The 25,395-nt window shown below is 41.5% G+C and carries 31 protein-coding genes, 1 tRNA gene and 2 pseudogenes; 28 read left to right on the top strand and 6 right to left on the bottom strand.

The features are described from left to right. The first annotated feature begins 162 nt into the window (after window positions 1–162). Both IM509_RS22630 and IM509_RS22635 read left to right on the top strand, forming a co-directional pair. Window positions 163–582, top strand: coding sequence for a XisH family protein (locus IM509_RS22630; protein ID WP_002788475.1), 420 nt, complete (start codon window positions 163–165; stop codon window positions 580–582). Continuing rightward, window positions 570–908 (top strand): XisI protein, encoded by a 339-nt coding sequence (locus tag IM509_RS22635; protein ID WP_002788474.1) that lies wholly within the window; start codon window positions 570–572, stop codon window positions 906–908. The genes IM509_RS22630 and IM509_RS22635 overlap by 13 nt, the downstream gene beginning before the upstream one ends. Before the next feature lie 241 nt (window positions 909–1,149). Here IM509_RS22635 and IM509_RS22640 read toward each other — a convergent pair. Next, window positions 1,150–1,287, bottom strand: a pseudogene (locus tag IM509_RS22640) (IS630 family transposase); the annotation flags it as partial. Window positions 1,288–1,408: 121 nt separating this feature from the next. Continuing rightward, a complete protein-coding gene (locus tag IM509_RS22645) occupies window positions 1,409–3,442 on the bottom strand; it encodes an elongation factor G (RefSeq protein WP_185236794.1) in 2,034 nt (677 codons plus the stop codon). Window positions 3,443–3,821: 379 nt separating this feature from the next. On the opposite strand from IM509_RS22645, the gene ychF reads away from it, so the two are divergent. The 5 genes from ychF (at window position 3,822) to IM509_RS22670 (ending at window position 9,187) form a co-directional block, all read left to right on the top strand. Then, window positions 3,822–4,913, top strand: coding sequence for a redox-regulated ATPase YchF (ychF, locus tag IM509_RS22650; RefSeq protein WP_185236801.1), 1,092 nt, complete (start codon window positions 3,822–3,824; stop codon window positions 4,911–4,913). A 274-nt stretch (window positions 4,914–5,187) separates the two neighbouring features. Next, entirely contained in the window at window positions 5,188–5,319 is a 132-nt protein-coding gene (locus IM509_RS22655) for a hypothetical protein (RefSeq protein ID WP_260441168.1), read from the top strand. Further along, on the top strand, window positions 5,316–7,349 hold the full coding sequence (locus tag IM509_RS22660) for an N-6 DNA methylase (protein ID WP_185236795.1): 2,034 nt from the start codon (window positions 5,316–5,318) through the stop codon (window positions 7,347–7,349). Before IM509_RS22655 ends, IM509_RS22660 begins: the two co-directional genes overlap by 4 nt. A 402-nt stretch (window positions 7,350–7,751) precedes the next feature. Beyond that, window positions 7,752–8,420, top strand: a complete 669-nt coding sequence (locus IM509_RS22665; RefSeq protein ID WP_185236796.1) for a PEP-CTERM sorting domain-containing protein — start codon at window positions 7,752–7,754, stop codon at window positions 8,418–8,420. Window positions 8,421–8,935: 515 nt separating this feature from the next. Further along, window positions 8,936–9,187 carry a hypothetical protein gene (locus IM509_RS22670; RefSeq protein ID WP_185236797.1) on the top strand — a complete coding sequence of 84 codons (252 nt, stop codon included), beginning with the start codon at window positions 8,936–8,938 and terminating at the stop codon, window positions 9,185–9,187. Window positions 9,188–9,280: 93 nt separating this feature from the next. On the opposite strand, the gene IM509_RS22675 is transcribed toward IM509_RS22670, so the two are convergent. Next, the gene (locus IM509_RS22675; RefSeq protein ID WP_052275392.1) at window positions 9,281–10,822 is read right to left on the bottom strand and encodes an NAD(P)H-quinone oxidoreductase subunit N; all 1,542 of its coding nucleotides are present in this window, start codon (window positions 10,820–10,822) and stop codon (window positions 9,281–9,283) included. 508 nt (window positions 10,823–11,330) lie between these two features. Here IM509_RS22675 and pipX point away from each other — a divergent pair. From pipX to IM509_RS22700, 5 genes are all read left to right on the top strand, one after another. Next, a complete protein-coding gene (gene pipX / locus IM509_RS22680; protein WP_002733869.1) occupies window positions 11,331–11,603 on the top strand; it encodes a transcriptional coactivator PipX in 273 nt (90 codons plus the stop codon). Window positions 11,604–11,606: 3 nt separating this feature from the next. After that, window positions 11,607–12,266 (top strand): YggS family pyridoxal phosphate-dependent enzyme, encoded by a 660-nt coding sequence (locus tag IM509_RS22685; protein WP_052275393.1) that lies wholly within the window; start codon window positions 11,607–11,609, stop codon window positions 12,264–12,266. Between the two features lie 321 nt (window positions 12,267–12,587). Then, window positions 12,588–13,160: a cell division protein SepF gene (locus tag IM509_RS22690; protein WP_002788446.1), complete on the top strand. Its 573-nt coding sequence runs from the start codon at window positions 12,588–12,590 to the stop codon at window positions 13,158–13,160. 125 nt (window positions 13,161–13,285) lie between these two features. After that, window positions 13,286–14,098, top strand: a complete 813-nt coding sequence (proC, locus tag IM509_RS22695; RefSeq protein WP_052275394.1) for a pyrroline-5-carboxylate reductase — start codon at window positions 13,286–13,288, stop codon at window positions 14,096–14,098. A 78-nt stretch (window positions 14,099–14,176) separates the two neighbouring features. Beyond that, complete coding sequence (locus IM509_RS22700; RefSeq protein ID WP_185236798.1) at window positions 14,177–15,697, top strand: ArnT family glycosyltransferase; 1,521 nt, start codon at window positions 14,177–14,179, stop codon at window positions 15,695–15,697. Window positions 15,698–15,716: 19 nt separating this feature from the next. Here the strand turns inward: IM509_RS22700 and IM509_RS22705 are convergent, their stop codons facing one another. After that, window positions 15,717–16,253, bottom strand: coding sequence for a metal-binding protein (locus IM509_RS22705; protein ID WP_159297718.1), 537 nt, complete (start codon window positions 16,251–16,253; stop codon window positions 15,717–15,719). An 81-nt stretch (window positions 16,254–16,334) separates the two neighbouring features. Here IM509_RS22705 and IM509_RS22710 point away from each other — a divergent pair. The 3 genes from IM509_RS22710 to IM509_RS22720 all read left to right on the top strand — a co-directional run bounded on the left by IM509_RS22710 (window position 16,335) and on the right by IM509_RS22720 (window position 18,525). After that, a tRNA-Val gene (locus IM509_RS22710) sits at window positions 16,335–16,406 on the top strand. Window positions 16,407–16,563: 157 nt separating this feature from the next. Next, on the top strand, window positions 16,564–16,911 hold the full coding sequence (locus tag IM509_RS22715; RefSeq protein WP_052275395.1) for a YkgJ family cysteine cluster protein: 348 nt from the start codon (window positions 16,564–16,566) through the stop codon (window positions 16,909–16,911). Window positions 16,912–17,100: 189 nt separating this feature from the next. Next, a complete protein-coding gene (locus IM509_RS22720; protein ID WP_072926538.1) occupies window positions 17,101–18,525 on the top strand; it encodes an AAA-like domain-containing protein in 1,425 nt (474 codons plus the stop codon). A 120-nt stretch (window positions 18,526–18,645) separates the two neighbouring features. On the opposite strand, the gene IM509_RS22725 is transcribed toward IM509_RS22720, so the two are convergent. After that, a complete protein-coding gene (locus IM509_RS22725) occupies window positions 18,646–18,909 on the bottom strand; it encodes a ParE family toxin-like protein (protein ID WP_044034239.1) in 264 nt (87 codons plus the stop codon). Continuing rightward, entirely contained in the window at window positions 18,906–19,136 is a 231-nt protein-coding gene (locus IM509_RS22730; protein ID WP_004157508.1) for a hypothetical protein, read from the bottom strand. The genes IM509_RS22725 and IM509_RS22730 overlap by 4 nt, the downstream gene beginning before the upstream one ends. Before the next feature lie 152 nt (window positions 19,137–19,288). On the opposite strand from IM509_RS22730, the gene IM509_RS22735 reads away from it, so the two are divergent. From IM509_RS22735 to IM509_RS22795, 13 genes and pseudogenes are all read left to right on the top strand, one after another. Beyond that, window positions 19,289–19,411 carry a hypothetical protein gene (locus IM509_RS22735; RefSeq protein WP_002771175.1) on the top strand — a complete coding sequence of 41 codons (123 nt, stop codon included), beginning with the start codon at window positions 19,289–19,291 and terminating at the stop codon, window positions 19,409–19,411. Window positions 19,412–19,422: 11 nt separating this feature from the next. Continuing rightward, the gene (locus tag IM509_RS22740) at window positions 19,423–19,743 is read left to right on the top strand and encodes a hemolysin XhlA family protein (RefSeq protein WP_072926669.1); all 321 of its coding nucleotides are present in this window, start codon (window positions 19,423–19,425) and stop codon (window positions 19,741–19,743) included. 310 nt (window positions 19,744–20,053) lie between these two features. Next, a pseudogene (locus IM509_RS22745) lies at window positions 20,054–20,791 on the top strand (formylglycine-generating enzyme family protein); the annotation flags it as partial. 436 nt (window positions 20,792–21,227) lie between these two features. Beyond that, on the top strand, window positions 21,228–21,437 hold the full coding sequence (locus IM509_RS22750) for a hypothetical protein (RefSeq protein ID WP_002733138.1): 210 nt from the start codon (window positions 21,228–21,230) through the stop codon (window positions 21,435–21,437). Next, window positions 21,434–21,700: a type II toxin-antitoxin system RelE family toxin gene (locus IM509_RS22755; RefSeq protein ID WP_002734670.1), complete on the top strand. Its 267-nt coding sequence runs from the start codon at window positions 21,434–21,436 to the stop codon at window positions 21,698–21,700. The genes IM509_RS22750 and IM509_RS22755 overlap by 4 nt, the downstream gene beginning before the upstream one ends. Before the next feature lie 612 nt (window positions 21,701–22,312). Continuing rightward, on the top strand, window positions 22,313–22,705 hold the full coding sequence (locus tag IM509_RS22760) for a type II toxin-antitoxin system RelE/ParE family toxin (protein ID WP_002733919.1): 393 nt from the start codon (window positions 22,313–22,315) through the stop codon (window positions 22,703–22,705). Next, window positions 22,698–22,994, top strand: coding sequence for a helix-turn-helix domain-containing protein (locus IM509_RS22765; RefSeq protein WP_002731911.1), 297 nt, complete (start codon window positions 22,698–22,700; stop codon window positions 22,992–22,994). Before IM509_RS22760 ends, IM509_RS22765 begins: the two co-directional genes overlap by 8 nt. A 435-nt stretch (window positions 22,995–23,429) precedes the next feature. Continuing rightward, window positions 23,430–23,804 carry a type II toxin-antitoxin system RelE/ParE family toxin gene (locus IM509_RS22770; RefSeq protein WP_002734817.1) on the top strand — a complete coding sequence of 125 codons (375 nt, stop codon included), beginning with the start codon at window positions 23,430–23,432 and terminating at the stop codon, window positions 23,802–23,804. After that, window positions 23,801–24,106, top strand: coding sequence for a helix-turn-helix domain-containing protein (locus IM509_RS22775; protein ID WP_002732780.1), 306 nt, complete (start codon window positions 23,801–23,803; stop codon window positions 24,104–24,106). Before IM509_RS22770 ends, IM509_RS22775 begins: the two co-directional genes overlap by 4 nt. Window positions 24,107–24,162: 56 nt before the next feature. After that, window positions 24,163–24,405, top strand: coding sequence for a hypothetical protein (locus IM509_RS22780; protein WP_081417885.1), 243 nt, complete (start codon window positions 24,163–24,165; stop codon window positions 24,403–24,405). Next, the gene (locus tag IM509_RS22785; RefSeq protein ID WP_052275400.1) at window positions 24,392–24,805 is read left to right on the top strand and encodes a type II toxin-antitoxin system VapC family toxin; all 414 of its coding nucleotides are present in this window, start codon (window positions 24,392–24,394) and stop codon (window positions 24,803–24,805) included. The genes IM509_RS22780 and IM509_RS22785 overlap by 14 nt, the downstream gene beginning before the upstream one ends. Window positions 24,806–25,027: 222 nt before the next feature. Next, the gene (locus IM509_RS22790) at window positions 25,028–25,219 is read left to right on the top strand and encodes a hypothetical protein (RefSeq protein ID WP_002796297.1); all 192 of its coding nucleotides are present in this window, start codon (window positions 25,028–25,030) and stop codon (window positions 25,217–25,219) included. Continuing rightward, window positions 25,216–25,395 (top strand): type II toxin-antitoxin system HicA family toxin (locus IM509_RS22795; RefSeq protein WP_012267861.1); only part of this gene is annotated, 180 nt, incomplete at its 3' end. The genes IM509_RS22790 and IM509_RS22795, both read left to right, overlap by 4 nt.

The following is a 25,395-nucleotide window of genomic DNA, read 5'->3' on the forward strand; positions in this document are numbered from 1 at the left end:
AATACAGTGAGTTCTTTTCTTCTTCCGTGAATTCTAGGTTAATCATGTTTTTAATGAGTGCTTTGCTTCTAATTATGACTCTTAAACTATATTATTGTCCTTGAGTAAAAAATGCAAGTTGTAGCCGTGCAAAGTATAGAGTTTATATAGAACAGCATGAAAATGCCTGCCAAAGATATTTTCCATGATTGTGTAAAACACGCCCTAATCAAAGACGGCTGGACAATTACCCATGACCCCCTACGGATTCGTTTAGCAAGAGGTAAAAACCTATTTGTTGATTTGGGAGCAGAAAGACTATTAGCCGCAGAAAAAGGAACAGAAAAAATAGCCATTGAAGTTAAGAGCTTTACTCGTCCTTCTGATATGAAAGACCTTGAAGAAGCAGTTGGTCAATTTGTCGTTTATACCCATCTCCTAAAGCGTTATTATCCCGAACATAAACTATTTTTGGCTGTTAGCGAAAACACCTGCAAAACAGTATTTGAAGAAGAAGCAGGTCAAACCTTAATTGAAGATGGTATTATTCAGTTATTTAGTTTCGATCCCAACCAGGAGGTAATTGTACGATGGATTCCTTAATTGCCCAATATCGGCAAATTATTGAAAAAACATTCCAAGATTATGCCGACTTCCTCGACACCGATCGCCAAATCCAAATCGAATTAGTCCTAGATCAAACCCGCGATCGCTATTTATTGGTTGAAACAGGTTGGCAAAATGGTTATCGAATCTACGGAACCCTATTACATATTGATATTATTGATCAAAAAATTTGGATTCAACACGACGGAACTGAGGATGGTATTGCCGATGAATTAGTAGCCGCAGGAATCCCTCAAAACCAGATTATTTTAGCCTTTAAATCCCCTGAAATTAGACCCTATACAGGCTTTGCTGTCGCTTAACGTTCAAATATGATGGACAATTCTCAAGACCGCGATTGCGCTCTCAACTACTGCCAACAAGCCCTTAAATTCCCCCAGGAGCCAGGCATTCCCCTAATAAAAGACGGAGAGGAACTCCTCGTAAAAATGGTTCTTCGGTTTGTCTTATGCAACAGACAGGATTATAAGAGATGAAACCCCTATAGAGAAAAACATTGCTGCGATTTTTGTTAATTGTTTTCGCTCTAGAATGAACTATACTTTAGACGTTCATAATCTGAGATTTATTAAACTTCTGAAATCGGAGAGTGAGCAAAAAATCAAGTTCTTTTTTATGTTTCAGATGGGCATCATTCAGACATCCATAAATAGCCGAAGAAAACTCAGAAAAGTTTTCAATCCCTCGTTGCAAGGGTCTCCCTTGTAACGCATTTCCAGAGGTTCTACCTCTTGTGTAACCCATCAGGGAAGGGAGGGAGACCCTCCCTTTTCTCAATAGACCACACCAGAGGCGAAATCGCCTACTTGTTACCGTTACCTTGCATAGCTAAAACCGCATCGCGCAGTTTATCCGGCACTTCTTGCAGGTGATCCTCATCCCACTGGAAAAAACCGACACCCATAGTCAAAGAACGCAAATCAACGATAAAATCGTGCATTTCCGCTTGGGGTAGATAGGCCGTTACCTGATCCCAACCTTTCCACTCCGCAGAAGCTTCAAAACCCTGAATTTGACCGCGTTTACCACTGATTAACTGTAAAACCTTGGCGGTGTATTCTGAGGGAGCGAGAACCGTCACCGATAGAATTGGTTCTAATAAGACCGGATGACATTTAGGCAGTCCCTCCGTCATTGCTAGACGGGCCGCTTGTTTAAAAGCTTGTTCGGAACTATCGACACTGTGATAGGAACCATCGGTGAGAGTAACATCAATATCCACCACGGGAAAACCCAAAGGACCATGACCGAGATATTCCCGCACTCCCGTTTCCACCCCGGGGATATACTGTTTCGGGACAACACCACCGACAATGCTTTCATGGAAGTGGAAACCTTCCCCCCGGGCCAGGGGTTTAATATCCAGGTACACATCACCAAAAGCACCGTGGCCGCCGGTTTGGTGTTTATAACGTCCGTGGGATTTGGTGCTGGCCTTGATCGTTTCCTTGTAGGGGACTTGGGGTAAATGGGTGGTCATCGGTAGATTATACTTGCGCGCTAGGCGATCGAGGGCCACTTGCAGATGAATTTCTCCCTGTCCCCAGAGAATCACTTCTTTAGTATCACCGTGTTGTTCCCAGTAGAGGGAAGGATCTTCTTCGATCAGTTTTGTCAAAGCTGAACTTAATTTAACTTCATCCTTGCGATTTGCGGCGGCAATAGCGAGAGCAAAGACGGGTTTAAGCTGTAATCCTCTGGGAAGATCGGGTTTTTGACTGCCGCTGCTAACCACGTCTCCGGTGGCGATTCCCTCCAAACGACCGAGAGCGATAATTTCCCCCGCTTGGGCCTGCTGTAGGGGTTGTTGTTGTTGTCCCATGAGACGATAGATACCACCAATCCGCACACCGTTCAAGGCCATGCCATCGTTAAGGGTTCCCTGCCAGATTCGCCCTAGGGAGAGGCGACCGCCCTGGGGAGTAAAATAGGTTTTGAGGATTTGTACCACTGCATCCCCATCCGCACTGGGATCGAGACCGCGACGATTGGCGGTAATTGTCGGGGCCGGTGCTTCTTCCACTAAAGCGGTGAGGAGATGACGCACACCATAGTCCCGTTCCGCCATACCGAAGAACACGGGTACTATCTGATCGGCTCCCAGTTCTTGTTTTAAGTCTTGGAGAATTTCTTCCCGGGAGGGGTTAATATCTTCGAGGAGTTCTTCTAAAAGATGATCGTCAAATTCGGCGATCGTTTCCAGCATTTCTTGTCGAGCAATCTGTTCTTCTTCCTTGAGGTGGTCGGGTAAAGCGACAGGATCGGCGGGACTGTTAGCATGGTAATGATAAGCCTGTTCGTTGATTAAATCGATGAATCCGATAATTTCGTTGTTCTGACGGATAGGATATTGCTGGGGAACGAGGGGACGACTAGAAACGGATTTGAGAGCTTGTAGGACTTCGTTAAAGTGACTATTACAGCGATCCATCTTGTTGATGAAGATTAGATGCGGAATTTCCCAATCATCGAGGAATTTTAGCAAGGGAGCCAGGGTGAGAACTCGATCGACCACCGGTTCACAAACGATAATAGCAGCACCGGCCCCGACGAGGGCATTATAGGTTTCACTGGCAAATTCGATCGAACCGGGGCAATCGAGAAAGGTAAAATTTAGGTCTTGGTATTGACTATGGGCAACGGAAACTTCTACACTCATCTGTCGATCCCGCGCTTGGGTGGAACTATCAGCGACGGTGTTGCGATCGCTGATTTTGCCTTTTCTGGTGATCGCTCCTGTTACGAAAAGTAAACTTTCCAGTAAGGAGGTTTTTCCACTGGAGTAGGGGCCGACAAGGGCCACATTACGGGTGTTTGCTCCGATACTTTGATTCATACAGATACCCCCAACAATGATTTAGTGATTAGTTGTGGCGATTGGACGATATTTACACTCGATCGCCCTAGGAAATATACTGTCATAGCACTGAAAATTACTCTCAGGACGTATTTAGAAGTGAAAGGCCTGTCTTGCCATAATTTTGCCCAGTGCTACAGGTGTATTCTTTCCTACTCTTCACCCTAACTCAGTCTCAAGCATTACATCCCATTCTCGCAATCTCTTGTAAAATCTCGCCTACTTTTAGTTAAGGAACTTGAATAAATGTTAACTAAGCTGTTGACTATCGAGAGTTTTTCTCATCAACTGGATTTACAAAAACGAGAGGCAGCCTGATATAGTGAGAGGTCGGGATGATGTTTATCAAGCAATTTTTATGTTAAAAGCTGGAATCGTGGGACTGCCAAATGTGGGAAAATCCACCCTATTTAACGCTCTGGTGGCTAATGCCAAGGCCGAGGCCGCTAATTTCCCCTTTTGTACCATTGAACCGAATGTGGGTGTGGTATCCGTCCCCGATGAACGTCTGGAGGTTTTGGCTAAAATCTCTAATTCTGAGAAAATCGTGCCGACGCGGATTGAATTTGTCGATATCGCCGGATTAGTCAAGGGTGCGAGTCGCGGGGAAGGATTGGGTAATCAATTTTTGGCGAATATCCGGGAAGTGGACGCGATCGTTCATGTGGTGCGCTGTTTTGATAATGATGATATTATTCATGTTTCCGGTTCTGTGGATCCGGCCCGGGATATCGAGGTGATTAATCTAGAGTTAGCTCTGGCGGATTTGGGACAGGTGGAGAAGCGGGTGGAACGTTTACGCAAGCAGGCGAAAAATAGCAAGGAAGCCGCCGAAGAATTAGCTATCCTTGAAAAAATCCTAATTTGTCTTAATGACGGTATTTCGGCGCGAAAAGTGGATTTAAACAAAGAGGAAGAAGAATTAATTAAAAATCTCGGTTTATTGAGTCGGAAACCGATTATTTATGCCGCTAATGTTAGCGAAGATGATCTGGCCACGGGTAATGATTGGGTAGAAAGTGTCCGTCAAATTGCCCAACAGGAACAGGCCAAAGTTGTGATCGTTTCTGCTCAAGTGGAATCGGAATTAGTGGAATTGTCGGAGGAAGAAAGAAAAGATTTTCTTGGTTCTTTAGGAGTAGAAGAAGGGGGATTAAAATCTTTAATTCAAGCTACCTACGAGTTATTAGGACTGCGTACCTATCTCACCACCGGTCCCCAAGAAACCCGCGCATGGACGATTATTGCCGGTATGAAAGCACCCCAGGCAGCCGGAGTTATTCACTCGGATTTTGAACGGGGTTTTATTCGTGCAGAAACCGTGTCTTATCAGGATTTAGTTAATAGTGGCACGATGAGCGCAGCCAAAGAAAAAGGTTTAGTCAGAAGTGAAGGCAAGGAATACATTGTTCAAGAGGGTGATGTTTTACTATTCCGTTTTAATGTTTAGCTAAAAATAAATCAGGTGAGCGCTTCCACCTGATCAAAAGGTTGAATTTGGCGTTGTCAATAGCTGTAGGGCTAATTCATGAATTAGCCCTACAATTGGCGCTAATTCTGGAATTAGCCCTACACTTGGCTTTGTCAAATTGAAAGATGCTCCGAATTTCTGTCATAAACAATCTCTAAGCTTTTTTTACTCACTTTGGTTAACATTAAACTGAATTTTTTATCTCTTGACATACTCTAATTTATATTCTATAATTAGCTACAGGAGCAAGTTCTTGTTTAATCAAGATGGCGATGATCTCTGTCCACTAAAAGACTGGTTTGCTAGGAATGCAGTCGAGGCTAAAAATAGTTTATCTATTCAACAACTCGCAACGGAAAACGGTCAAATCAAACTGGAAAAATGAAAGAGCAAGGATTGTTATTTTCTGAAGACAGCCTTTTACCTGAAAAACTCCCCCAAATTCAGGAATTAAGACCTTCTAACAATCTTGCAGCAGTTTTTGAAGAGTGCCATAATTATATTTACGCCAACGAAGGAATGCTCAAAGACAAGATTTTTCACGAGATGGTTAAACTAATCATCATCAAACTTCATGATGAAAAATCTGCCAAGCAATCTGTAAATTTTGGCGTTACAGCAAGTGAATATAAAGCCATCGTCGCCAATAAGTCCGATGAATTTATGTCGCGTCTTAGTCAATTATTTACCTCCATCAAGAATCATTATCGGGGATTTTTCACCGATGACACATTCAAGTTAAAACCTTTGACTCTTGCTTATATTGTAGGCAGGTTACAGTACATTAATTTAACTAAAACATCTGGGGATATAAAAGGGGAAGCCTTCCAGACTTTTGTAAATAGACACCAGCGTGGAGATAGGGGAGAATTTTTTACCCCTCATCCAATTGTCCGCCTTGCGGTTGAAATGATAGACCCCAAACCAAACGAAAAAATTATAGATCCTGCTTGCGGAAGTGGTGGTTTTTTAATTCAAGCAATCAACCATGTTCGACAAAATAATCCAGAGTTCAATATAGCAAGTTTTGTGCAAGAAAGTATTACAGGAATTGAATTTAATCCCGATGTCGCCCTTTCCGGAATGATTCGTTTAGTTTTTGAAGGTGGCACAGGTGCAGAAATTATCTGCACTAATGCGCTTATCGAAGATGAAAAATTAAATAATTCTTTTGATGTTATCTTGACCAATCCTCCTTTCGGAAATAAAGGCAAAGTAGAAGACCAGACAATTCTTAAATCATATCTTCTTGCCCGGAAATGGCATAAATCAGCGTCCAATAGTTGGGAAGTTTCCCCAACCATTTTAGCGGGTCAGTCGCCCGATATTTTATTTATTGAGAAATCTATAAAATTATTGCGGGTAGGTGGGCGCATGGCGATTATTCTGCCCGATGGTTTATTACAAAATATCTCTAATGGACCGATTCGGTATTGGTTGCGCTCCCAAACAAAAATATTAGGGGTTGTTTCCATACCGTCGGAAGCATTCGTGCCATACGGTACAGGAATCAAGACATCACTTTTAGTAGTTCAAAAATTACCAGCAAACAATGATTCTTGTTTTATGGCACAAATCAAAAAAATAGGCTATGACGTTAAAGGACAAACAATATATAAGCGCAACGAGTCGGGAGTTATAGCCCGAACAAAATCAGGTTTGCCAATAGTTGACGATGATATAGATGATATTTCTCACTCTTTTAGGTCATTTATCAATGGCGAATTTGCACAAAACAGCGATTGTATTTATACAGTTAAAAACACACTGCTCAATTCGAGACTGGATGCCGAACATTATTTACCCAATGACCAAAAATTATTAGAACATCTGAAATCTATTGGAGCGAAACCTTTAGGTGAAATTGCCGATATTTTGAGAGATTCAGCTGATTTTCGTTTAGCCAGGGATAGTGAAATTAGATATATCGCTATTTCCGATGTTGATTACCGTACAATGCAAGTTGTTTCCCAACAAATAATCAAGGCACATGAGGCCCCATCTCGTGCAACTTATAGATTGTACAAAGGTGATATTATTACAGCAATTTCAGGAGCAAGCACGGGAACACCACGCCAAGCAACAGCCCTAATCACAGAAGATGAAGACGGGGCAATTTGCTCAAATGGATTTTCAGTATTAAGAAATATTCAGGGAGTCGAGCCTTTGTTTTTATTAGTATATATGCGAACAGACTTTTTTTTGCGTCAGATTAAAAGGTATATGACAGGTCATGCCATTCCTACTATTTTAGTAGATGATTTGTCTAAAGTTTTAGTGCCTATTCCACCCAAATCTGAACAGCAGAGAATCGCAAAAAGTATGACCGAAATTCAAGCAATTAGAAAAGAAGCGTTAAAGGCAAGTGAGAATGTTGTTAACGAAATGAGTCTTTTACTTGGCCAATTTGAGTAAAGCAAAAAGCAGGTTAAGCTTAGAACAAGTCTTAAGTAGGTAGGCGTTAAAAATCATCAGACACCCCCCTTCAAGGGGGGATTAAGGGGGGATTAAGGGGGGATCAAAGACAATCAATTTAATTATAACCACTTACTTAATACTAAATCTGGTTATTAAACACTGATTATCTATTACCACTTTTGCCTGTCCTGATATGTAGCCTATACTCAACGAATTTAGTATCAGTCCCTAGTCGGGGAGAAGAATATAAAGAATTATTAAATTGTAGCTTTTAATACAGTTGTGGGGGGGGAATGTGTATTGTTTTGTTGTCCGCCTTTGGCGTTGGGTTAAGGTGTTGCTTGACCAAGCTGCGAGGAAGACGATAGTTCCATCTATTCACCCGTTTGCTCAATCAAGATGATTAAAAACCGATTAATTCCCACCCTAGCTTTAGCTGGCGCAACTTCTCTCGCTGCTATGCTCACTCCTGTGGCAGCAAAGGCCGTTACTTTTACTGTTAACCGCAGTTGGAGTAATGGTAGTGATAACGCTTCTTTAGTGGGAACCGTAGATGTGCCAATAGGTAGCTATACTATCAACTCAACTGGTACTCCCAATCCCTTTAGCAACGTTAACCTTATCTTGACGGTTAATAGTAACACTTTTACTTTAGATGCTGCGAACACTTCTGGTGTTTTCGGAACAGGGCAATTTTTGGTTAATGCCACATCTTCAACGTTAACTTTTAATACAAACGTTTCTGGTTTTGACCGGGCCAAAGTAAGGTTTCAGAACTCAGGAAATCCGCTCGGCAACAGGTTGTATGAAATCGGTACTTTCCTTGACCCCTTCACTTCTCAGCTTGTGAATCTTGAAGGTTCAACCGCTTCACCTGGTTTCACCGAGGTTGTAGCTTCAGTATCTTTACCCGTAACTTTTGGGACAGCACAAACAGCACAACAAGTACCTGAACCCGCCTCCCTCTTTGGTCTTGGAGTTCTCGGTACTCTAGGCGCAGCTTCAACCCTCAAGCGCAAACTAAAGCCATCCAAATCAGCCGAAAAAGAAACCCCAAAAGTCGGCTAAATTGCTCACCAAAAATACAATAAATGCCCCTTCAATTAGCCAGTTGAGGGGGGTTTATTTTTAGTCCATGTTTCTATTTAGGGTTTGCTGAATAAATGTGAAATATAGACGAGGTAAGGGTTTTAGTGTCCTGTTTTGCTCTCACAGGTGCAAGATTTTGAGAGAATCGTGGTTCAAAACCTTGCGTCTTCATCGGCCCGCGTCCTGTAGGGGCGAAGCATTCGGGCAATAACCTATCGGTGAAACCGTAGATTTTCTATCCGAATGCTTCGCCCGTACTTTTTCAGCAAGCCCTATTCATTGATTTTTTTGATCCAATGGCAACTTTTACATCAATATCGTCAAATTCAATGAGTATGGTGATTTCGTGCTACAATAGAGGTCTATTAAAAGTAAAAAAAAAATCAATTAAGTAGGTAGGCGTTAAAAATTATCAGACACCCCCCTTATCAAGGGGGGCAGGGGGGATCGAACCTAAAATCGATTTTTAATTTAATTATAACCAGCTACTTACCATGAATAGCAATACAGAAATCACTATTCAAGTTCCTTTAGAAATTGCTAGATATTACGCTAAAATTAAACCCAATGACCGAGGGAACATAGAAAACAAATTAACTGAAACTATTCAATTAGAATTAGAAAAATATCGTCAAAAAGCAGCGGCAAGATTATCACCAATTATGGATCAAGCTAGTGATGAAGCAGAAGCTAAAGGATTAACCACAGATATTTTAGCGTCTATTTTAGAACAAATTGAGAGTTAATCACATTATTAAAAACGGATTTGGTATAAGGTGGTTGATTTATCCCAACCTTAAGACAGGACTAGGATACTTGGGATAAATCAACAGGGATTCTCAATTCGCCCGGGAAATGTGCGTCGCCAGGGCCGCCGATTGTAGGATGGGGGTAGTGGTGACGGAATCCGTCGCTAGGGTAAAGAGAGGATTGGAGAGGATACCGGCCAGGGAAGTCGCCACTAGGGAGAGGACAATACCCACCTGTAGGGGACGCATCCCGGTAAGAGTCCAATTGATAACGGGGTAATTTTTCACCGCATCGGACATCTCTTGGGGTTCCTTGACCACCATCATTTTGACCACACGGATATAGTAGTAAATCGAGGCCACACTGGTGACTAAACCAACGAGGACGAGGGCATAAAGTCCCGCTTGCCAACCGGCCCAGAATAGATAAATCTTACCAAAGAAGCCCGCTAGAGGTGGAATTCCCCCCAAAGAGAGGAGACAGATGCTTAAACAGAGGGTTAGCAGCGGATCTTTCTGGTAGAGTCCCGAATACTCAGCGATCTGATCGGTTCCAGTTCTGAGAGCAAAGAGAATCACACAGGCAAAAGCCCCTAGGTTCATGAACAGGTAAATTAACAGATAGAAAATCATGCTAGAGTAACCCGCGTCAGTACCGGCGGTTAAACCAATCATGACAAAACCCGCCTGACCGATCGAGGAATAGGCTAACATCCGTTTCATGCTAGTTTGGGCTAAGGCGACCACGTTGCCGAGGATCATGCTCAAAATTGCTAGAGCGATAAAGATAAACCGCCATTGTTCGCTCACTAGACCGAAAACCGTCACTAATAGGCGAATTGCTAGGGCAAAACCCGCCGCTTTGGAACCCACCGAGAGGAAAGCGACCACGGGAGTGGGTGAACCTTCGTACACATCAGGGGTCCACTGGTGAAAGGGAACCGCCGAAATTTTGAAGGCGATACCGGCAATCACAAAAACTAATGCGATCGCCAAGGCCAAGGACTGACCACCGTTAACATCGGTTAATTTTTGGGCAATGGCACTTAAACTGGTTTCACCTCCGGATAAACCGTAGAGAAGGGAAACACCATAGAGGAAAATCGCCGAACTAGAAGCTCCAATTAACAGGTATTTTAAAGCAGCCTCGTTCGATCGAGGATCCCGCTTCATGTAACCGGTCATTAGATAGGAGGAAATACTGAGCATTTCTAGGGAGATGAAGATCATCACCAATTCACTAGAGCCAGATAGGAACATTCCCCCGAGGGTTGCGGTGAGCATAATGGCCAAGAATTCCGCTAGGGAGGTTCCCGCTTGTTCCACATAACGGATAGACATCAGCACTGTGGAGGCGGTAGAAAGAGCAATAATCGCCCTAAAGACGATACTGAGATTATCGCCCTCAAAAGCCCCTAAAAAGGCCACTGGTTTCGGATTGTCCCAGGCAAAATAGAGAGCAACCACAGCAGCGAGCAGACCAGCGATCGCAACGTAGGGCAGCCAACTTCTGGCACTCCGTCCCACGATTAAATCGCCGATTAAAATCACCATCAGGGTAATAATCAGGATTCCTTCGGGCCAGATAACGCCGGCGTTTAGCTGACTGGCAACAAGACTAGAAAAATCCATATTGATTGAGGTTAAAGGAATTTGAAGTTAAAAAAGGCTTAATACAAGCTTAGGGCATTTGATCAGCGATTCAGTGATCAGTTATCAGTGATCAGTGATCAGATGTGAGTTTTCAGTTCACCGATCGCCGCTATTGGGTTAAAATTTCTAAAAAACCAGATAAATTTGAGATAATCTTAGCTTTTATGGGTATTATACTTGTCCATTGTCTTTTTTATCCTCTTGTCTCCTAGTCTCCTCAGCTAAGGGAAAATCTTTGATTTTTGCAGCCGAGCTAATTTCTGGTGGTGACAACTTGTCACCGAAATGTATCCACGTTAACAGGGAAAAAGTGAAAACTCAGGAAATCATGACATAGACTGGCATCGTTAGTTGTCGTTGAAGGATTCTGGTAAAATCAGGCTAGGGGAAACACCCGAAAAATCAATTGTTTTTGAGCCATCCGCTTGATTTTTTTGTGGAAAAATTTTCTAGTTCGCTCAATCCTTTTCCTTTAGCGATCGCTTGAATGAGTAACGAAACCTATCTCAATCATCCCACTTTCGGTCTATTATACAGAGTGTGTCTATTAGAAGAACATCGGGAATTATTCACCACTCTTTATGCCCAACGTCTTTTTTTTCTGGTGACGGTGGGACCAAAAAAAGTCTCGTTCGATCCGATTAGTCGTTCCGATGCTCGTCTTTTAGTGGAAAACCGGCTGCGAAATTTGCGCCGGGGCAGTAATGTGCAAGAATTTAACAGTCTCAACCAAACTTATCAACAAACCTTTTCAGTCTAGTTCATGACGATCGCTAGTCGTATCGAGTCCATCCGTCTTACCCTACCCCCCGGCACGCGTCTGATTGCCGTCAGTAAACAGGTATCGAGCGATTATATCCGTCAAGCTTACCGAGCAGGAGTGAGAGATTTTGCCGAAAGTAAGCTACAGGAAGCAATCTCGAAGCAGCAAGAACTAAAAGACCTCCCAGATATTTCTTGGCACTTTATCGGGCATCTACAGGCAAATAAAGCCCGCAAAGTCCTAGAATCTTTTGATTTAATCCATTCCCTCGATAGTTTAAAATTAGCCCAAAGACTCGATCGCCTGGCCGGGGAATTAGAGATTAATCCCCAAGTTTTGCTACAGGTGAAAGTTGTCCCCGATCCCGATAAGTTCGGTTGGGACAAGGCCGAACTCTTAGCAGCTCTTCCCGATTTAGTCAACTGTCAACAGCTAAAAATTCAAGGTTTGATGACAATTCTGCCCCAGGGATTATCGGCTGAGGAAAAGTTAGCCGCCTTTGAAAAAACCAGCGATTTAGCCCAAATAATCGAGAATAGCTCTAGTTTATGCCTGCCCCATCTATCCATGGGGATGTCTAACGATTATCCCCTGGCCGTCAAGGCCGGAGCCACTTTGATCCGGGTGGGAACTGGTATTTTTGGTGATCGCATTTACTGAACCATCGGCGTAAATTTACAGAAAAAACCTCTAGAAAATTTAATAATCCGTGACAATATATCTTAAAATTACAACGTTCAGTCTAGAAACTGGTGGTTAGAAATGGGGAATGGACTTTTTCCCAATCCCTGAAAACTATTCCCCCTGATACCTGATAACTGAAAAGAGGGAACTAACCGCTGCCTCCAGACGACTAAAATGACGAACCCTTAACAAAATAGTTCCCCTGTACCAAATGAGAGCAAGAATTGTTAAAGGCCAATAAATAACCCCGACTCTAGACAAGACCACCCAAAAAAATCTTTTGAAGGACATTAGACTGTGAACAACATTTTTACCAAGCTCAAAGATTTTGTCGGTATCTCCGAACAACCAGAAGACGAAGATGAAACCGACTACGAAGAAATGAATTGGGAACAGTTTTCCCCCCAAGAGAAGGATCAAAACGAAGAAGAAGAACCCCTTAATCGTCGTCAACGCGAACCTTTAAATCTCAATACAGCCACATCTATGGGACTCAACAGAAGCAACGTGATCGGTATGCCAGGTATTAACAACAATAATGCAGAAGTAGTCGTGATCGAGCCCCATTCCTTCGAGGAAATGCCCCAAGTTATCCAAACCCTGAGAGAACGCAAATCGGTGGTTTTAAATCTCAACGTCATGGATCCCGAAGAAGCACAAAGAGCCGTGGATTTTGTCGCCGGTGGCACTTATGCAATTGATGGTCATCAAGAACGCATCGGTGAGAGTATTTTCCTATTTACCCCCAGCTGCGTTAAAGTTAGCACCCTTTCCGGAACTATTCACGATATCGCTGATAACCCGAAAATGGCTCGTCCCGTTTCCTCCGCACCTGCTTGGGGAGCCGAAAGCAGTCGATTAGCTCAATGAATCCTGCCATAGTCCTCTCGTCAGGTTTGTCGAAGCTAGAAATCGATCGATTTATCGAGAGGATGCGTTTTTTCTTGGTAGGATAGCTAAATCTCTCTTTTTTACTTTTTACTTTAAAAAATACTGTGTCTATTCGTTTAGGAATTATTGGCGGTGGAGTGATGGCCGAGGCCATTCTCAGCCGTTTATTAAAAAAAAATATTTATAGTCCGGAAGCGGTGTTGGTTAGTGAACCCCAATCCCAACGGCGCAACTTTTGGGTGAATACCTACGGAGTACAAGTCAGTGAGGATAACCGGGAAGCCGCCAGAGCAACCGAGGTGTTAATCTTAGCGGTAAAACCGCAAATTTTAGAGCAAGTAGTCAATAGCTTGCTGGGAATACCCGAAAAACCCCTAATTATCTCGATTTTAGCGGGAGTTACCCTCAATCGCCTAGAAATGGGCTTTCCCGATCGGCCCGTCATCCGGACGATGCCTAATACCCCCGCCACGGTGGGACAAGGGGTTACAGCGATGGCGGCCGGTCGTCATGCGGAACCGGAACATCTGGCCGTAGCTAGAGATATTTTTGCTGCGGTCGGTTCGGTGGTGGAAGTTCCCGAGGCTTTGATGGACGCGGTAACGGGATTATCGGGATCGGGCCCGGCATTTGTGGCCTTGATGGTGGAAGCTTTAAGCGATGGTGGTGTGGCGGCCGGATTACCGCGATCAATTGCGTCTCAATTGGCCATAGAAACAGTTTTAGGGACGGCAACCCTGTTAAAAGAATCGGCCATACATCCGGGGGAATTAAAGGATCGCGTCACTAGCCCGGGGGGAACCACGATTGCTGGGGTGAGACAATTAGAAAAAGGCTCTTTTCGATCGACTATTATCGAGGCAGTAGTGGCGGCCTATCAACGTTCTAAAGATTTAGGGCGTAGTTCCGAAAAGTAATTTTTGTATCTTTTTTAATCCATAACTGATGTCTCGATCTGTGATAAGATACGCAGCAATTCTTGTCCAGAAAAAGTTATGAATAAGAAATCTTATCGTTTTGATTTAATGGCATTAATTGCCATTGCAGTTTTTTTCCTAGGAATCGTTTTCTGGAAAGTCCCGCTTCATTATCCCTATATCCTTAATTTTGATGAAGCGGTGGCCATGGTACTTGCCTACGTCACTAAACAAGGTTATCGTCTCTACGAACAAGTTTGGCACGATCATTTATCGGGTTTATCTCTTTTACTAAATAGTTGGTTAAGCGTGACAGGATTTACTCTCTATGCCGCGCGAATTATGGTGCTTTGTTTATCCACAATTATGTTAGGGATTTTTTATCTAATTCTGAGAGTTAATTGCGGAATATTGGCCTCTTGTTTGTCGGTATTTATTCTCTCAACCTGTCTAGTGTATATTACCCTATCAACGACAATGTTGCGGGAGTTACCCGCACTTTTTTTTACAATCTTAAGTATTTTTATTATCTTTAAAGCCGTTCAATCCACGGGGAAGCTTAAGTATGGGCTGTATTTACTCAGTGCCATTGCTTTCGTTTTTTCCCTGCAAATTAAACTTTCGGGCATTACTATTATCCCAACTGTAGCTTTAATTATTTTTCTCAATCAACAGAATAGTTTTATTAAAAGAATCATTGATATTGTTATTTGGTCAGGGGCTATTGTTTTAGTCTTTGTCTTGGGTTCCCTGACTATTTTTCCTTTTTCCTACGAAAATATTATTAAATCTCATGTCAGTGTTGCAGCTAGTTTCGGTGAAGAAAATCTCACCTTATGGACTCTCTTACAAAGCGCCCTACAACACGAACCAATTTATCTGATCGTCACAGCGATCGCTATTATAGCGATGGTTTTTACCCGCAACATAATAGCACTTTTACCGCCCTTGATATGGTTGGGTTCTAATCTATTTAGATTTGCCACAGTCGCGCCAATTTGGCCCTATTACTATATCCATTTAATTATTCCCGCCGTTTGGATAATTGCCTTGTTTGTCGAACAGTTAAAAATTACTGATAGCCTCGGAGAATTTAGGCAAAATCGAAAAATAACCCAGGAATTAGTTCTCAAAATGCTGATTTTTCTCTCCCTTTCTGGTCAATTTCTCTTTAATACCTTGAGAATAATTACCAATCGTGATCCTGCAATTAATGCCTACGTTCAATTTAACAAAAAGTATAAACCTCTTTTAGCAGAAGCTGTGTTTGAAAAATTTAAAAACTCCGATAAACTCCTGTTAACCGACAATCCTCACTACATATATCAATATTTCTTGAAAACACCCCCAGAAACTGCTGTCATCACCAGAAAGAGATTTATCAATCAGAATCTTGATGGAGATTTTATCCTAGAAGTCATCGAAAAAAGACAGCCGGATTTAGTTTTCCTCTATCGATTTGAAAAGCAATTTCTGCAATCACCAAAACTCAAGGATTATTTAGAGAAAAATTATATCCAGTTTCCCGATCAGCAAGAAAAAGGAACTCTCTTTATCAGTCCGAAAACTTGGCAAGAATATCAAAGTAAGGCTAATTAGAAATTGTGGACGGGGACTATTAACGTTTTTTCTTTTTTACCGGTTTTTGAGCCACTTTTCGAGAACGTTTATAGGCAGATCCGATCCAATCACTACAACTATGACTCATCGCCCCTAATTCTAAACCCAGGAAAATAGCGATCGCTACCCGGGGATACTGTTGCCATAATGCGATCGCTTGCTGCGGCCACAGTCGCCAATCCCAGTCTATACCCCAGAAACTTTGCAGGATGGGAATGATGATGATCGCCGCTAGTAAAAGAAAACTACCCAGATAAAATAACCGAAAGACCGTGCCGATCAATAAACCGTGGGATAACCAACCGCGATGACGGATCATAGAACGATAGGGTAGCCACAACCAGCGCAGATAACCCCAACGTTTGTACTGTACCGAGTGGATGTCCAGATCTGGTCCAAACAGGAATCCGCTAAACAAATAACTGGCCAAGAGTAACAGGGTTAATTTACCACTGCCACTGACCAAAAAACTCGCCCCCGCAATCGGTGGCAGCAGAATTAGGGTAATGCGATCGTGAGTTCGACCAGAGGGCATCGGAAAAAAATTAACTCGCTCAAAAAAATAATATACTTTTTTGAAAATATGTGTTATGCTGAGAAAGTACGAAATTAATTCGGGCGTTTAGCTCAGTGGTAGAGCGCCTGCCTTACAAGCAGGATGCCGTAAGTTCGACCCTTACAACGCCCATTTTATTCGCTCCTTGCCTCGTCAAGCTTTTAATCCCGATCGCAGGTTGAGATTAAAACTATTGAGGGGAATTGTTGCTGGAAGGCAAAATTGCGACTAATTGCTAGTAAGCTAGTCAGTAGGTGCTAGGATTAATTTATCGCGGCACACTGGTTATATGGCCAATTGGAAATGTATTAAAAATTGTGGAGCTTGTTGTCAACTAAATCCCGATGAGCGTCCTGACTTAGAAGAATATCTTACCCCCGCACAATTAAGTCAATATCTCAGCATGGTGGGGGAAGATGGTTGGTGTATAAACTTTGATCGCCAAACCCGTCTCTGTACCATTTATGACCAGAGACCAGAATTTTGTCGTGTTCAACCCGATATTTTTGCCAAAATGTATCAAATTGAACCGGGAGAATTCGATCAATTTGCGATCGATTGCTGTCATCAACACATTGAGGATCTTTATGGGGAAGATAGCCTAGAAATGAATAGCTATCGTCAGCAAGTAGGCTAAGATTTATCCCTATCCCAGAAATAACTCAGACGGAGAAGAAAACAAGTGTTCTGGTTATTGTCCCTAGCTTCTCAATGGCTAAACCAGTAAAATTACGGAATTGATTGTTTCCCTGTTGAGGAGAAGTCTATAGGAAACTCGAAACCTCTAGAGGTGCAGAGTTTGAGTTCAGGACAGGGAAAAACTATCATGGAAAAACCGGAAAAACAGCGCCGCAGACGCGGGGTTATCCTCACCACCACGGGACTAGAAAAATTACTTACTGCCAAACAAGAAGCGGAATATCGGGATAATTGCGGTTATCGCTTCACCCTAGAAGTCCTCAGCGAGAAAACTCTTTTAGGGGTAGATACTCTGATGAAGGTATTTGCTTGTGAATCGGGAGTGGATAAACAAACCCTTAAACATTGTTTTCAAGCTTTTAATTTAACTTTAGAAAATAGCGATTATTATCGTCCTAACTTACCAGAAACTGATACTATTAATCCTCAACTATTGCCTGAGTTACCAGAGGGACAAGTCCCCCTCGATTCCCCCTTTTATATTAACAGAAACAATCTAGAACAGACTTGTTATCAAGAGGTCTTGCGCGGGGGTAGTCTGATCCGGATTAACGCACCCAGAAAAATGGGAAAAACCTCCCTGATGGCCAGAATTATTAATCATGCACAACAACAGCAATACCATACACTTTATTTCAGTTTTCGGTTAGCAGAAAGATCAATTTTTCAAGATTTAAATCACTGTCTGCGTTGGCTTTGTGTTAGTATTAGTCGTCAGTTAGATTTAGACAATCATCTCCCAGAGGATTGGGATGAATTCTTAGGGGGTAAAATTAACTGTAAAATCTATCTAGAAAAGCATATTCTCTCCCATCTCGATCACCCTTTAGTGCTTGCCTTTGATGATCTTGAATATCTTTTACCCTATCCACAGCTAGGGGAAGAATTTTTTAGTATTCTGCACCTCTGGCACGAGGAAGGCAAAAACAAACCTCTCTGGCAAAAATTACGTTTAATTGTGGCCTATTCCCCTGCACAGGAGCTTGATAAAACCTCAGATACCTATCAATCTCCTTTTAGTCTTGGTTTACCGATCGAATTGCCTAATTTTACCAGCGCACAAGTACGAGAATTAAGTCAAAGACAGGGATTAGATCAGAATTTTGACTCTGAAAAATTACGGATATTTCTAGGGGGGAATCCCTATTTAATTCGTCTTGCTTGCTATTATCTTGCTCGGGGTAATTGTACCCTAGAAAGCATTTTGGCTACTTCTATCGGGGAGGAAAATAATATTTTTGCAGGCCATCTTAAACGTTTACTTTGGCATCTGCAATACTTAAAGGGCAATTTAGCGGCTATCTTTGCTAAGGTGGTGATGGTAGAAAAAGACATAGAAATTGATTTAATTGCCGCTTTTCACCTAGAAAGTCTCGGACTGATTCACCGACAAGGTAAGTTTTGCCGAGTCAGTTGTCCTCTCTACCGTCAATATTTTGGCGAATATTTCCGGCAACGTTCTGTTTTTTTGCCGCAAAAAACTTCTCTCCTCGCCAAAAAAATTACGCTTGCTCACTTTGATAATTCCAGAAAAAGTCGCTATGCTATTTAGTTTATCGTCCGTTAGGCGCTCGACTAACACAGCCTACGATTGTTAAAGTTATCACCATCAACATCCTCAACGAAAATCAACAATGTCATTATGGTGGAATAGGCTTGTAGTTCCTGTGTTTTACGAATAAAACTTTTCGTACTCATCATGATTGCCAATCCAAAACCAGGTCACTGTATCCCCTGACAGCACTCCCAAAGCTCGATGACTCTTCGTTACACGCACTGACCAAATATCTTCGTCGCTGTCAATACACTTAAAATGTAACGACGGATGAAACGGATTCTCTACCCATAACCGATATGCTTTTCTGGCTCCGGCTTTGACTGCTGGTTTCAAGTCGCGATACTTCTGCCAAAATGAAGGCAATGTCGCGGAATTCATAGCTGCTCATAATCCATCGGTGCGGACAATCCTGCCGCAATCTCTTCTTTGGCTTTTCGAGCTGCTGCGACTAGATTATTCTTCGTCTGTTTAAAAGACTGATCCCATCGTTTTTCTTCTTCAATTTCTGCAATATAAGCTCGAACGTACTCTACTAAATGCTCTTGAAGCTCATCAGGCAGAGACTCAACCATCTTGATGATCGTGGTAATAGCAGGAGAGGGCATGGTATCTATCAGCGTAGTAGGTTTTCTCTATTCTACAACGTCCACCGCAAACCCAAAATGATATGATCTTTGTGTCCTCTGTGTCTGGAGTGGTTTTTATTAATGAGCCTTGCTCAAAACCAAACAATTTATAATTCAAGAGCGAGGTATTTATGGGTAAAGAAGAAGAACTACTTGAACAATGGCGAGAACTGACACTGGAAAAGCAACAAAAAGTTTTACAATTTGTTCAAACACTGAAATCTAAGTCAGAAACGACAGCACCACTTAATTAGGAGTCTAACCCATGAGCGGCCCCACCATCGAAACCGATTTAGGAAAAATCCTAGACCAGATTAATCAGAATCTTAAAGAGACCAATCAGAAGCTAGACGCGCTCCAGAAAGATGTCACAGAGATCAAGATTGTTCAAGTCAGATTCGAGGCCGAAGTCAAGGGAGATCTCAAGGCATTACAGGGAGAATTCAACACCTTACAAGGTGATTTAAAAGAGATTAAAGGCTCCCAGAAAGCCCAAATTTGGGCATTAATCACCATCTTGGCAACAGCAGTTATCGGAACTGTTATCCGCTTTGTCATCACTGTTCCCCCTGTTAGCAACCCCTAGCTTCCACTGCCGGGGAACAGGCTTCTAGTTGCTGTTTGATATTCAGGTAGAATTAATGATAGAATTGATGCGTTACGGCGGATTGTTAATTTTGCTTTTTTGACCGGATTTGTAACCGCCTAATCCACCCTACACTTTACTAATTCTTAAGATTCCCATAGTTCACCTACTTCAAAAATTTAGGAGGCTTGAAAAAATGTCAAAAAGATGGTCGCGCCGTAAAGTTTTAAAACAGTTGGGGTTAGTTACAGCCGGGAGTGTCACTAGTGTTGTTTCTTCATGTCAGTCTATTACTCAATTTCGTCCTCAACCGATAAATCTAACTCCATTTACAGAGAAACTACCCAAGGGAGTAACACTGGAGATGGTAGGCTTACCAGCAGGTCAATTTCTCATGGGATCTCCTGACAGTGATTTTAATGCTGACAAGTCTGAAAAGCCTCAACATCTAGTTAAAGTAAACAGTTTTGCGATTGGCAAATATCCGGTGACTCAGGCACAATATGAAGCAGTAATGGGAAAAAATCCCTCTCAGTTTCAAAACAATCCCCAAAATCCGGTAGAAAATGTTAGTTGGAATGATGCTCAAGCCTTTTGCCAAAAATTGAGTCAAATAACAGGAAAAACCTATCGCCTCCCCACAGAAGCGGAATGGGAATATGCCTGTCGTGCAGGGACAACCACTCGCTTTTATTTTGGTGATCATGCCAATCAGTTAGGAGATTATGCTTGGTATGACGGAAATTCTCAGTATACAACTCATCCTGTTGGTCAGAAAAAGCCAAATGCTTGGGGGCTTTATGACATGAGTGGCAATGTTTGGGAGTGGTGCGAAGACAATTGGCACTATAACTATGAGAATGCACCAAGGGATGGCAGTGCTTGGCTGACAAATGATAATGATGATCGAATACTGCGGGGCGGTTCTTGGTTCAACTTTCCTTATGACTGCCGTTCCGCTTACCGCAACCCCTACTACCGCCGCGACAGCGACGACACCATCAACAACGGTTTTCGGGTGGTGAGCGGTGCTGGGAGGACTCTGTAACCCTTTTCCCCTTTTTTTCCCTTTTTACCCTTTTTTACTTTTTTCAATTTTTCTCTTTTTCCCGCCTAGCGGCGGGTCGATTTTTTTGAAAAAATTGAGGTAGTAATCTGTAGGTTAAGTTAAGGTTCGTAGTTGCGCTGAATTCGCCAACTTCTGGGGAAAATCGGGCTAGAGCCTCGACAACGAACCTAGTTTTATTACATAGTGAATCTGTGAATGATAATGCTCTCATCGATCAACTCAAACAAGCAGCGATCACCGATCTCGTAAGGTGCGTTAATATTAATGTAACGCACCAGCCAACTTGACATGGTGGGTTACTGTAACCTGTAATATATATAGCGGTATTCAAAGTCATGAAGTACGCCGATTTTCTGGCTTGTTACCTGTTACCTCGCTCCCCATTCATAATTCATAATTCAAAGGACTAACCGCAATGTCATCGATCATTACCGAAGAAAAAACCAAAGAAATCCTAACCGAAATCCTCATTGAAATGATGCAAAACAAACGGGAACTATTTTATGAAATTGTTATCGAAGCCTTAGAAGATATTGGTTTAGCTAATGCTATTATGGAAGGATTAAATGGTGAATTTGTTCCAGAAGAAGAAGTTTTTGCTATTCTCAATGGAGAAGCTGAATGAAAATTCAATTTGTAGCTAAATTTTCCAAAGACTTAAGAAAAATTAAAGATCAAAAACTATTATCTGAGATCAAAACTGTTGTCAATGAATGCAAATTAGCTCAAACACTGGATGATATAAAAAACCTCAAAAAGCTTAAAGGTTATCAGGGTTTTTATCGTATCAAAATAGGAGATTATCGCATTGGTGTTGCAATTATTAACGATGAACTGATCTTTAGTCGATTCTTACACAGAAGAGAAGTTTATAGATTTTTTCCCTAATCCAATCCATAAAATCGTCCATTCTTTGGATAAGCCTGACTCTTTTGATAGCTTGTAGGGTGCGTGTTTGCGAGTACTTAAAGGAAATTTGTTAATAATTAAATTATGATTGCGCCGTAACGCACCATCTTAAGAAAATTGGTGCGTTACGCTATCACTAACGCACCCTACAAGAGCCGCTACTGTGTCTGGAGTGGTTTTTATTATGATTATTTAACTGCTACCGAATATCCCGCCGTAGCAATCTCTCCCTAGTAACAGGTTTCTAATTCCTGTTTGATATTCAGGCAGAATGAATGATATAATTGGTGCGTGGGTTGTGGATCTCTCGTGCAAAAGCTTGTTACCTGTAGAATATAACAATCTCAGGTCTTTTATCAAGTCTAATTTTAGGGGGTTTGCTCACGGAAACATCAGCTTTTCACAGAACTCGATACTTAACGATGTTGATGTCTATTATCGCGGAATTTCTAAGTTTAATTTAGGAGATAAACAAAGGGCGATCGCATAATTCTTTTCAACGAGGTTATGAGCTATCCAGCAATTCGATACCCATCACCATCACCTGATTGCATTTATTGATTTTTCATCGCATACTATTTAAAAAGAAACGTGCCAAAGACAAAAATCATCTTTTATCAAGAAGCAGAAGGCATCTCACCCGTTGTTGAGTGGCTTCAGAAATTACTCAAAACTGATAAAAAAGGATTTGCCAAATGTATAACCAAAATCGAACAACTTGCCGCACAAGGCCATGAACTGCGCCGTCCTGCTGCTGATTATCTCAGAAATGAGATCTGGGAGCTTAGAGCCAAACAGGGAACCATACAATATCGAATCCTCTATTTTTATCATGGTCAAAATATAGCAATTATTGGTCATGCTCTTATCAAAAAAACTTCCGCGGTTCCCTCACAAGACATCGAGAGAATTATCCAAAGAAAAGCACAATTTAAACAAAATCCAGAACTTCATACTTATCAAGGAGAAATAAACAATGCCTAAAACCACAGATGCCGTAAAAATCATTCACCAAATGATTGCAGACGATCCCACAATCAAAGAACAAATTGCCCTAGAATCCCTCAACTCAGAAATCGCACAATTGATTTATGACGCTCGTATGAATGCTGGATTAACTCAACAACAACTAGCCGACCTAATCCATGTTGAGCAATCCGTTATTGAAGATCTAGAAGACGCTGACTATCAAGACAATCCCCTAATAATGCTACAAAAAATTGCCACTGCCCTTAATCAACGAGTCAAAATGAGCCTTGTTAGTAGCTTGTAGGGTGCGTGTTTGCGAGTATTTAAAGGAGATTTGTTAATAATTAAACTATTACCGCGCCGTAACGCAGCATCTTAAGAAAATTGGTGTGTTACGCTATCACTAACGCACCCGACAAGAGCCGCTACTGTGTCCTCTGTGGTTTTTATTATGATTATTTAACTGCTACCGAATATCCCCCCCTAGCAATCTCTCCCTAGTAACAGGTTTCTAGTTCCTGTTTGATATTCAGGCAGAATGAATGATATAATTGGTGCGTGGGGCGTGGCTCTTTCGTGCAAAAGCTTGTCACCTGTAGAATATAACAATCTCAGGTCTTTTATCAAGTCTAATTTTAGGGGGTTTGCTCACGGAAACATCAGCTTTTCACAGAACTCGATACTTGACACTATTTAATTTATCATTTGTTAGAAAACTCACATATATAAAAGCTTTAATATGCCAAAAATACAACTTATTTTTTACCAAGATGAAAGAGGTAATATACCAATTATAGAATGGCTTGATAGTCTTCCTGGCAAAGCTCAAAACAAATGCTTTATCAAATTACAAAGACTGGCAGAACTAGGATATGAATTACGCAGACCAGAAGCAGACTTTTTGCGGGACAAAATTTATGAACTGAGAGTTAATTTTAAAGGAATAAATTATAGAATTCTTTATTTCTTTTATAAAAACAAAGCTGTGGTCATTTCTCATGGTATAATTAAAGAAAAAGAAGTTCTACCACTGGAAATCGAGCAAGCAATTAAAAACAAAGCTAAATTTGAAAAAAATCCCGAATTACACACCTATTTTCAGGAGTTGATATGAATACACACCAAACGACAGCCGATGGCTTACAAATTCTTTACCAACGTTATTATGCTAATAATCCAGAACGTCAATTAGAATTAGAAAAGGCTCGTATTGATGACGAAGTAGCCAGAAAAATATTTAAGATTAAGGAAACACATCATCTTTCAACAAAAGCTTTAGCAGAATTAATTAATACTGATGAATCTATTATTGAAGCCTTAGAAAATGCTGACTATGAAGGAAACTCTTTTTTGTTGCTAAATCTCATCGCTACAGCCCTAAAAATCAAGGTTAAATTTGAATTAGTTTCAGCCTAATTGTTTCAGTAATTTGCTACAATGAGAATAAGCTGTCGCGCATTTAAACAATGACAATGATAAACCTAGAAACAATTGAAGAAGATATTGCGTCCCTTCCCCTCGACGCACAACAGACTATTCTTGAACTTGTAGGTATTCTCAAAAAACGATATTCTCCCAACCCACAGGAAATGAAAGAGCAGGGAACAGAAGATTGGTCTGACTTTATCGGTTGTATAGAAGCTGAACCAGACCTTTCGCAAAACTATAAAACCTATTTAACAAGTGAACTTAAGCAAAAATATGATCATTGTTGATACTGGTTTCTGGCTGGCCATTGCTAATAAAAACGACTCACTTCACCCATTAGCAAAAAAACAATTCCAAAAATTAATCAATCAACAATTTATTACAACCTGGTGCGTTGTTACTGAAACTTGCTACTTACTACAAAAACGAGTGGGAATAGATGTCCCAAAAACCTTTATTCATAAAATCTCCACAGGAGAACTACAGGTATTCAACCTCAAAACTAAGCACTGCCAACCCATTGAAGAACTGATGCAAAAATATAGAGATTTGCCAATGGACTTAGCCGATGCTTCGTTAGTAGTGTTAGCTGAAACAATTAAGGAGAACAGAATATTAACCACAGATAGGCGAGATTTTAGTGTTTATCGTTGGCTAAATAATCAAACATTTGATATTCTAATTTAACAGTCCGTAGTCCGTAGATTGAACCCTCGGAACGAAACCCAACACCCAACACCTAAATCTGTCTGAATGGGCGATCGCCGCTTTGGTAGGCTGCATTAACGAAGTGTAAGGCGGCAATCTCGCTGCCAACCCTGATAATAAAGCTGATCGTGGCTTGGGAGCAATTCAGTTATGATAGGGGTCAACTTAATATCTTTAGCAACGCAGAATGAGGATTTCACCATGAAGATTCCATATACATATTGGAAAGAATCAGATGGGATGTTCTTGGGCTATTTGAATGAATTTCCAGATCATTGGACCCAAGGTGTTGACTTAGAAGAATTAATCGGAAACTTGGTCGATCTCTACAAAACATTTACTACTGAAGAAATCCCCGGAATCAAGAGAGTTGCAGAGTTTGAACTCGCATGAAAAGACATGATTTAATTGCACAATTAGAGCAAGCGGGCTGCTATTTGATTAGACGTGGAGGGAAACACGATATTTACCATAATCCAGATACTGGAAAAACAGAACCAATTCCCAGACATCGAGAAATTAATGAGCGATTGGCTAAAAAGATTATCAAAAGTCTTACAGGCGACAGA

This window comes from Microcystis sp. M31BS1 (assembly GCF_020245285.1).
Lineage (GTDB): Bacteria > Cyanobacteriota > Cyanobacteriia > Cyanobacteriales > Microcystaceae > Microcystis > Microcystis panniformis.

Excerpts from the sequence above, each read along its gene's own strand:
- IM509_RS22755 (WP_002734670.1), top strand. The coding sequence starts at position 21,434 with ATGAAAATTCAATTTGTAGCTAAATTTTCCAAAGACTTAAGAAAAATT.
- IM509_RS22660 (WP_185236795.1), top strand. The coding sequence starts at position 5,316 with ATGAAAGAGCAAGGATTGTTATTTTCTGAAGACAGCCTTTTACCTGAA.
- IM509_RS22735 (WP_002771175.1), top strand. The coding sequence starts at position 19,289 with ATGGGTAAAGAAGAAGAACTACTTGAACAATGGCGAGAACTGACACTG.
- IM509_RS22775 (WP_002732780.1), top strand. The coding sequence starts at position 23,801 with ATGAATACACACCAAACGACAGCCGATGGCTTACAAATTCTTTACCAA.
- IM509_RS22780 (WP_081417885.1), top strand. The coding sequence starts at position 24,163 with ATGATAAACCTAGAAACAATTGAAGAAGATATTGCGTCCCTTCCCCTC.
- IM509_RS22730 (WP_004157508.1), bottom strand. The coding sequence starts at position 19,136 with ATGCCCTCTCCTGCTATTACCACGATCATCAAGATGGTTGAGTCTCTG.
- IM509_RS22750 (WP_002733138.1), top strand. The coding sequence starts at position 21,228 with ATGTCATCGATCATTACCGAAGAAAAAACCAAAGAAATCCTAACCGAA.
- ychF (WP_185236801.1), top strand. The coding sequence starts at position 3,822 with ATGTTAAAAGCTGGAATCGTGGGACTGCCAAATGTGGGAAAATCCACC.
- IM509_RS22770 (WP_002734817.1), top strand. The coding sequence starts at position 23,430 with ATGCCAAAAATACAACTTATTTTTTACCAAGATGAAAGAGGTAATATA.
- IM509_RS22725 (WP_044034239.1), bottom strand. The coding sequence starts at position 18,909 with ATGAATTCCGCGACATTGCCTTCATTTTGGCAGAAGTATCGCGACTTG.
- IM509_RS22705 (WP_159297718.1), bottom strand. The coding sequence starts at position 16,253 with ATGCCCTCTGGTCGAACTCACGATCGCATTACCCTAATTCTGCTGCCA.
- IM509_RS22675 (WP_052275392.1), bottom strand. The coding sequence starts at position 10,822 with ATGGATTTTTCTAGTCTTGTTGCCAGTCAGCTAAACGCCGGCGTTATC.
- IM509_RS22685 (WP_052275393.1), top strand. The coding sequence starts at position 11,607 with ATGACGATCGCTAGTCGTATCGAGTCCATCCGTCTTACCCTACCCCCC.
- IM509_RS22645 (WP_185236794.1), bottom strand. The coding sequence starts at position 3,442 with ATGAATCAAAGTATCGGAGCAAACACCCGTAATGTGGCCCTTGTCGGC.
- IM509_RS22700 (WP_185236798.1), top strand. The coding sequence starts at position 14,177 with ATGAATAAGAAATCTTATCGTTTTGATTTAATGGCATTAATTGCCATT.
- IM509_RS22670 (WP_185236797.1), top strand. The coding sequence starts at position 8,936 with ATGAATAGCAATACAGAAATCACTATTCAAGTTCCTTTAGAAATTGCT.
- IM509_RS22630 (WP_002788475.1), top strand. The coding sequence starts at position 163 with ATGCCTGCCAAAGATATTTTCCATGATTGTGTAAAACACGCCCTAATC.
- IM509_RS22720 (WP_072926538.1), top strand. The coding sequence starts at position 17,101 with ATGGAAAAACCGGAAAAACAGCGCCGCAGACGCGGGGTTATCCTCACC.
- IM509_RS22790 (WP_002796297.1), top strand. The coding sequence starts at position 25,028 with ATGAAGATTCCATATACATATTGGAAAGAATCAGATGGGATGTTCTTG.
- IM509_RS22635 (WP_002788474.1), top strand. The coding sequence starts at position 570 with ATGGATTCCTTAATTGCCCAATATCGGCAAATTATTGAAAAAACATTC.
- IM509_RS22715 (WP_052275395.1), top strand. The coding sequence starts at position 16,564 with ATGGCCAATTGGAAATGTATTAAAAATTGTGGAGCTTGTTGTCAACTA.
- pipX (WP_002733869.1), top strand. The coding sequence starts at position 11,331 with ATGAGTAACGAAACCTATCTCAATCATCCCACTTTCGGTCTATTATAC.
- IM509_RS22785 (WP_052275400.1), top strand. The coding sequence starts at position 24,392 with ATGATCATTGTTGATACTGGTTTCTGGCTGGCCATTGCTAATAAAAAC.
- IM509_RS22765 (WP_002731911.1), top strand. The coding sequence starts at position 22,698 with ATGCCTAAAACCACAGATGCCGTAAAAATCATTCACCAAATGATTGCA.
- IM509_RS22665 (WP_185236796.1), top strand. The coding sequence starts at position 7,752 with ATGATTAAAAACCGATTAATTCCCACCCTAGCTTTAGCTGGCGCAACT.
- IM509_RS22740 (WP_072926669.1), top strand. The coding sequence starts at position 19,423 with ATGAGCGGCCCCACCATCGAAACCGATTTAGGAAAAATCCTAGACCAG.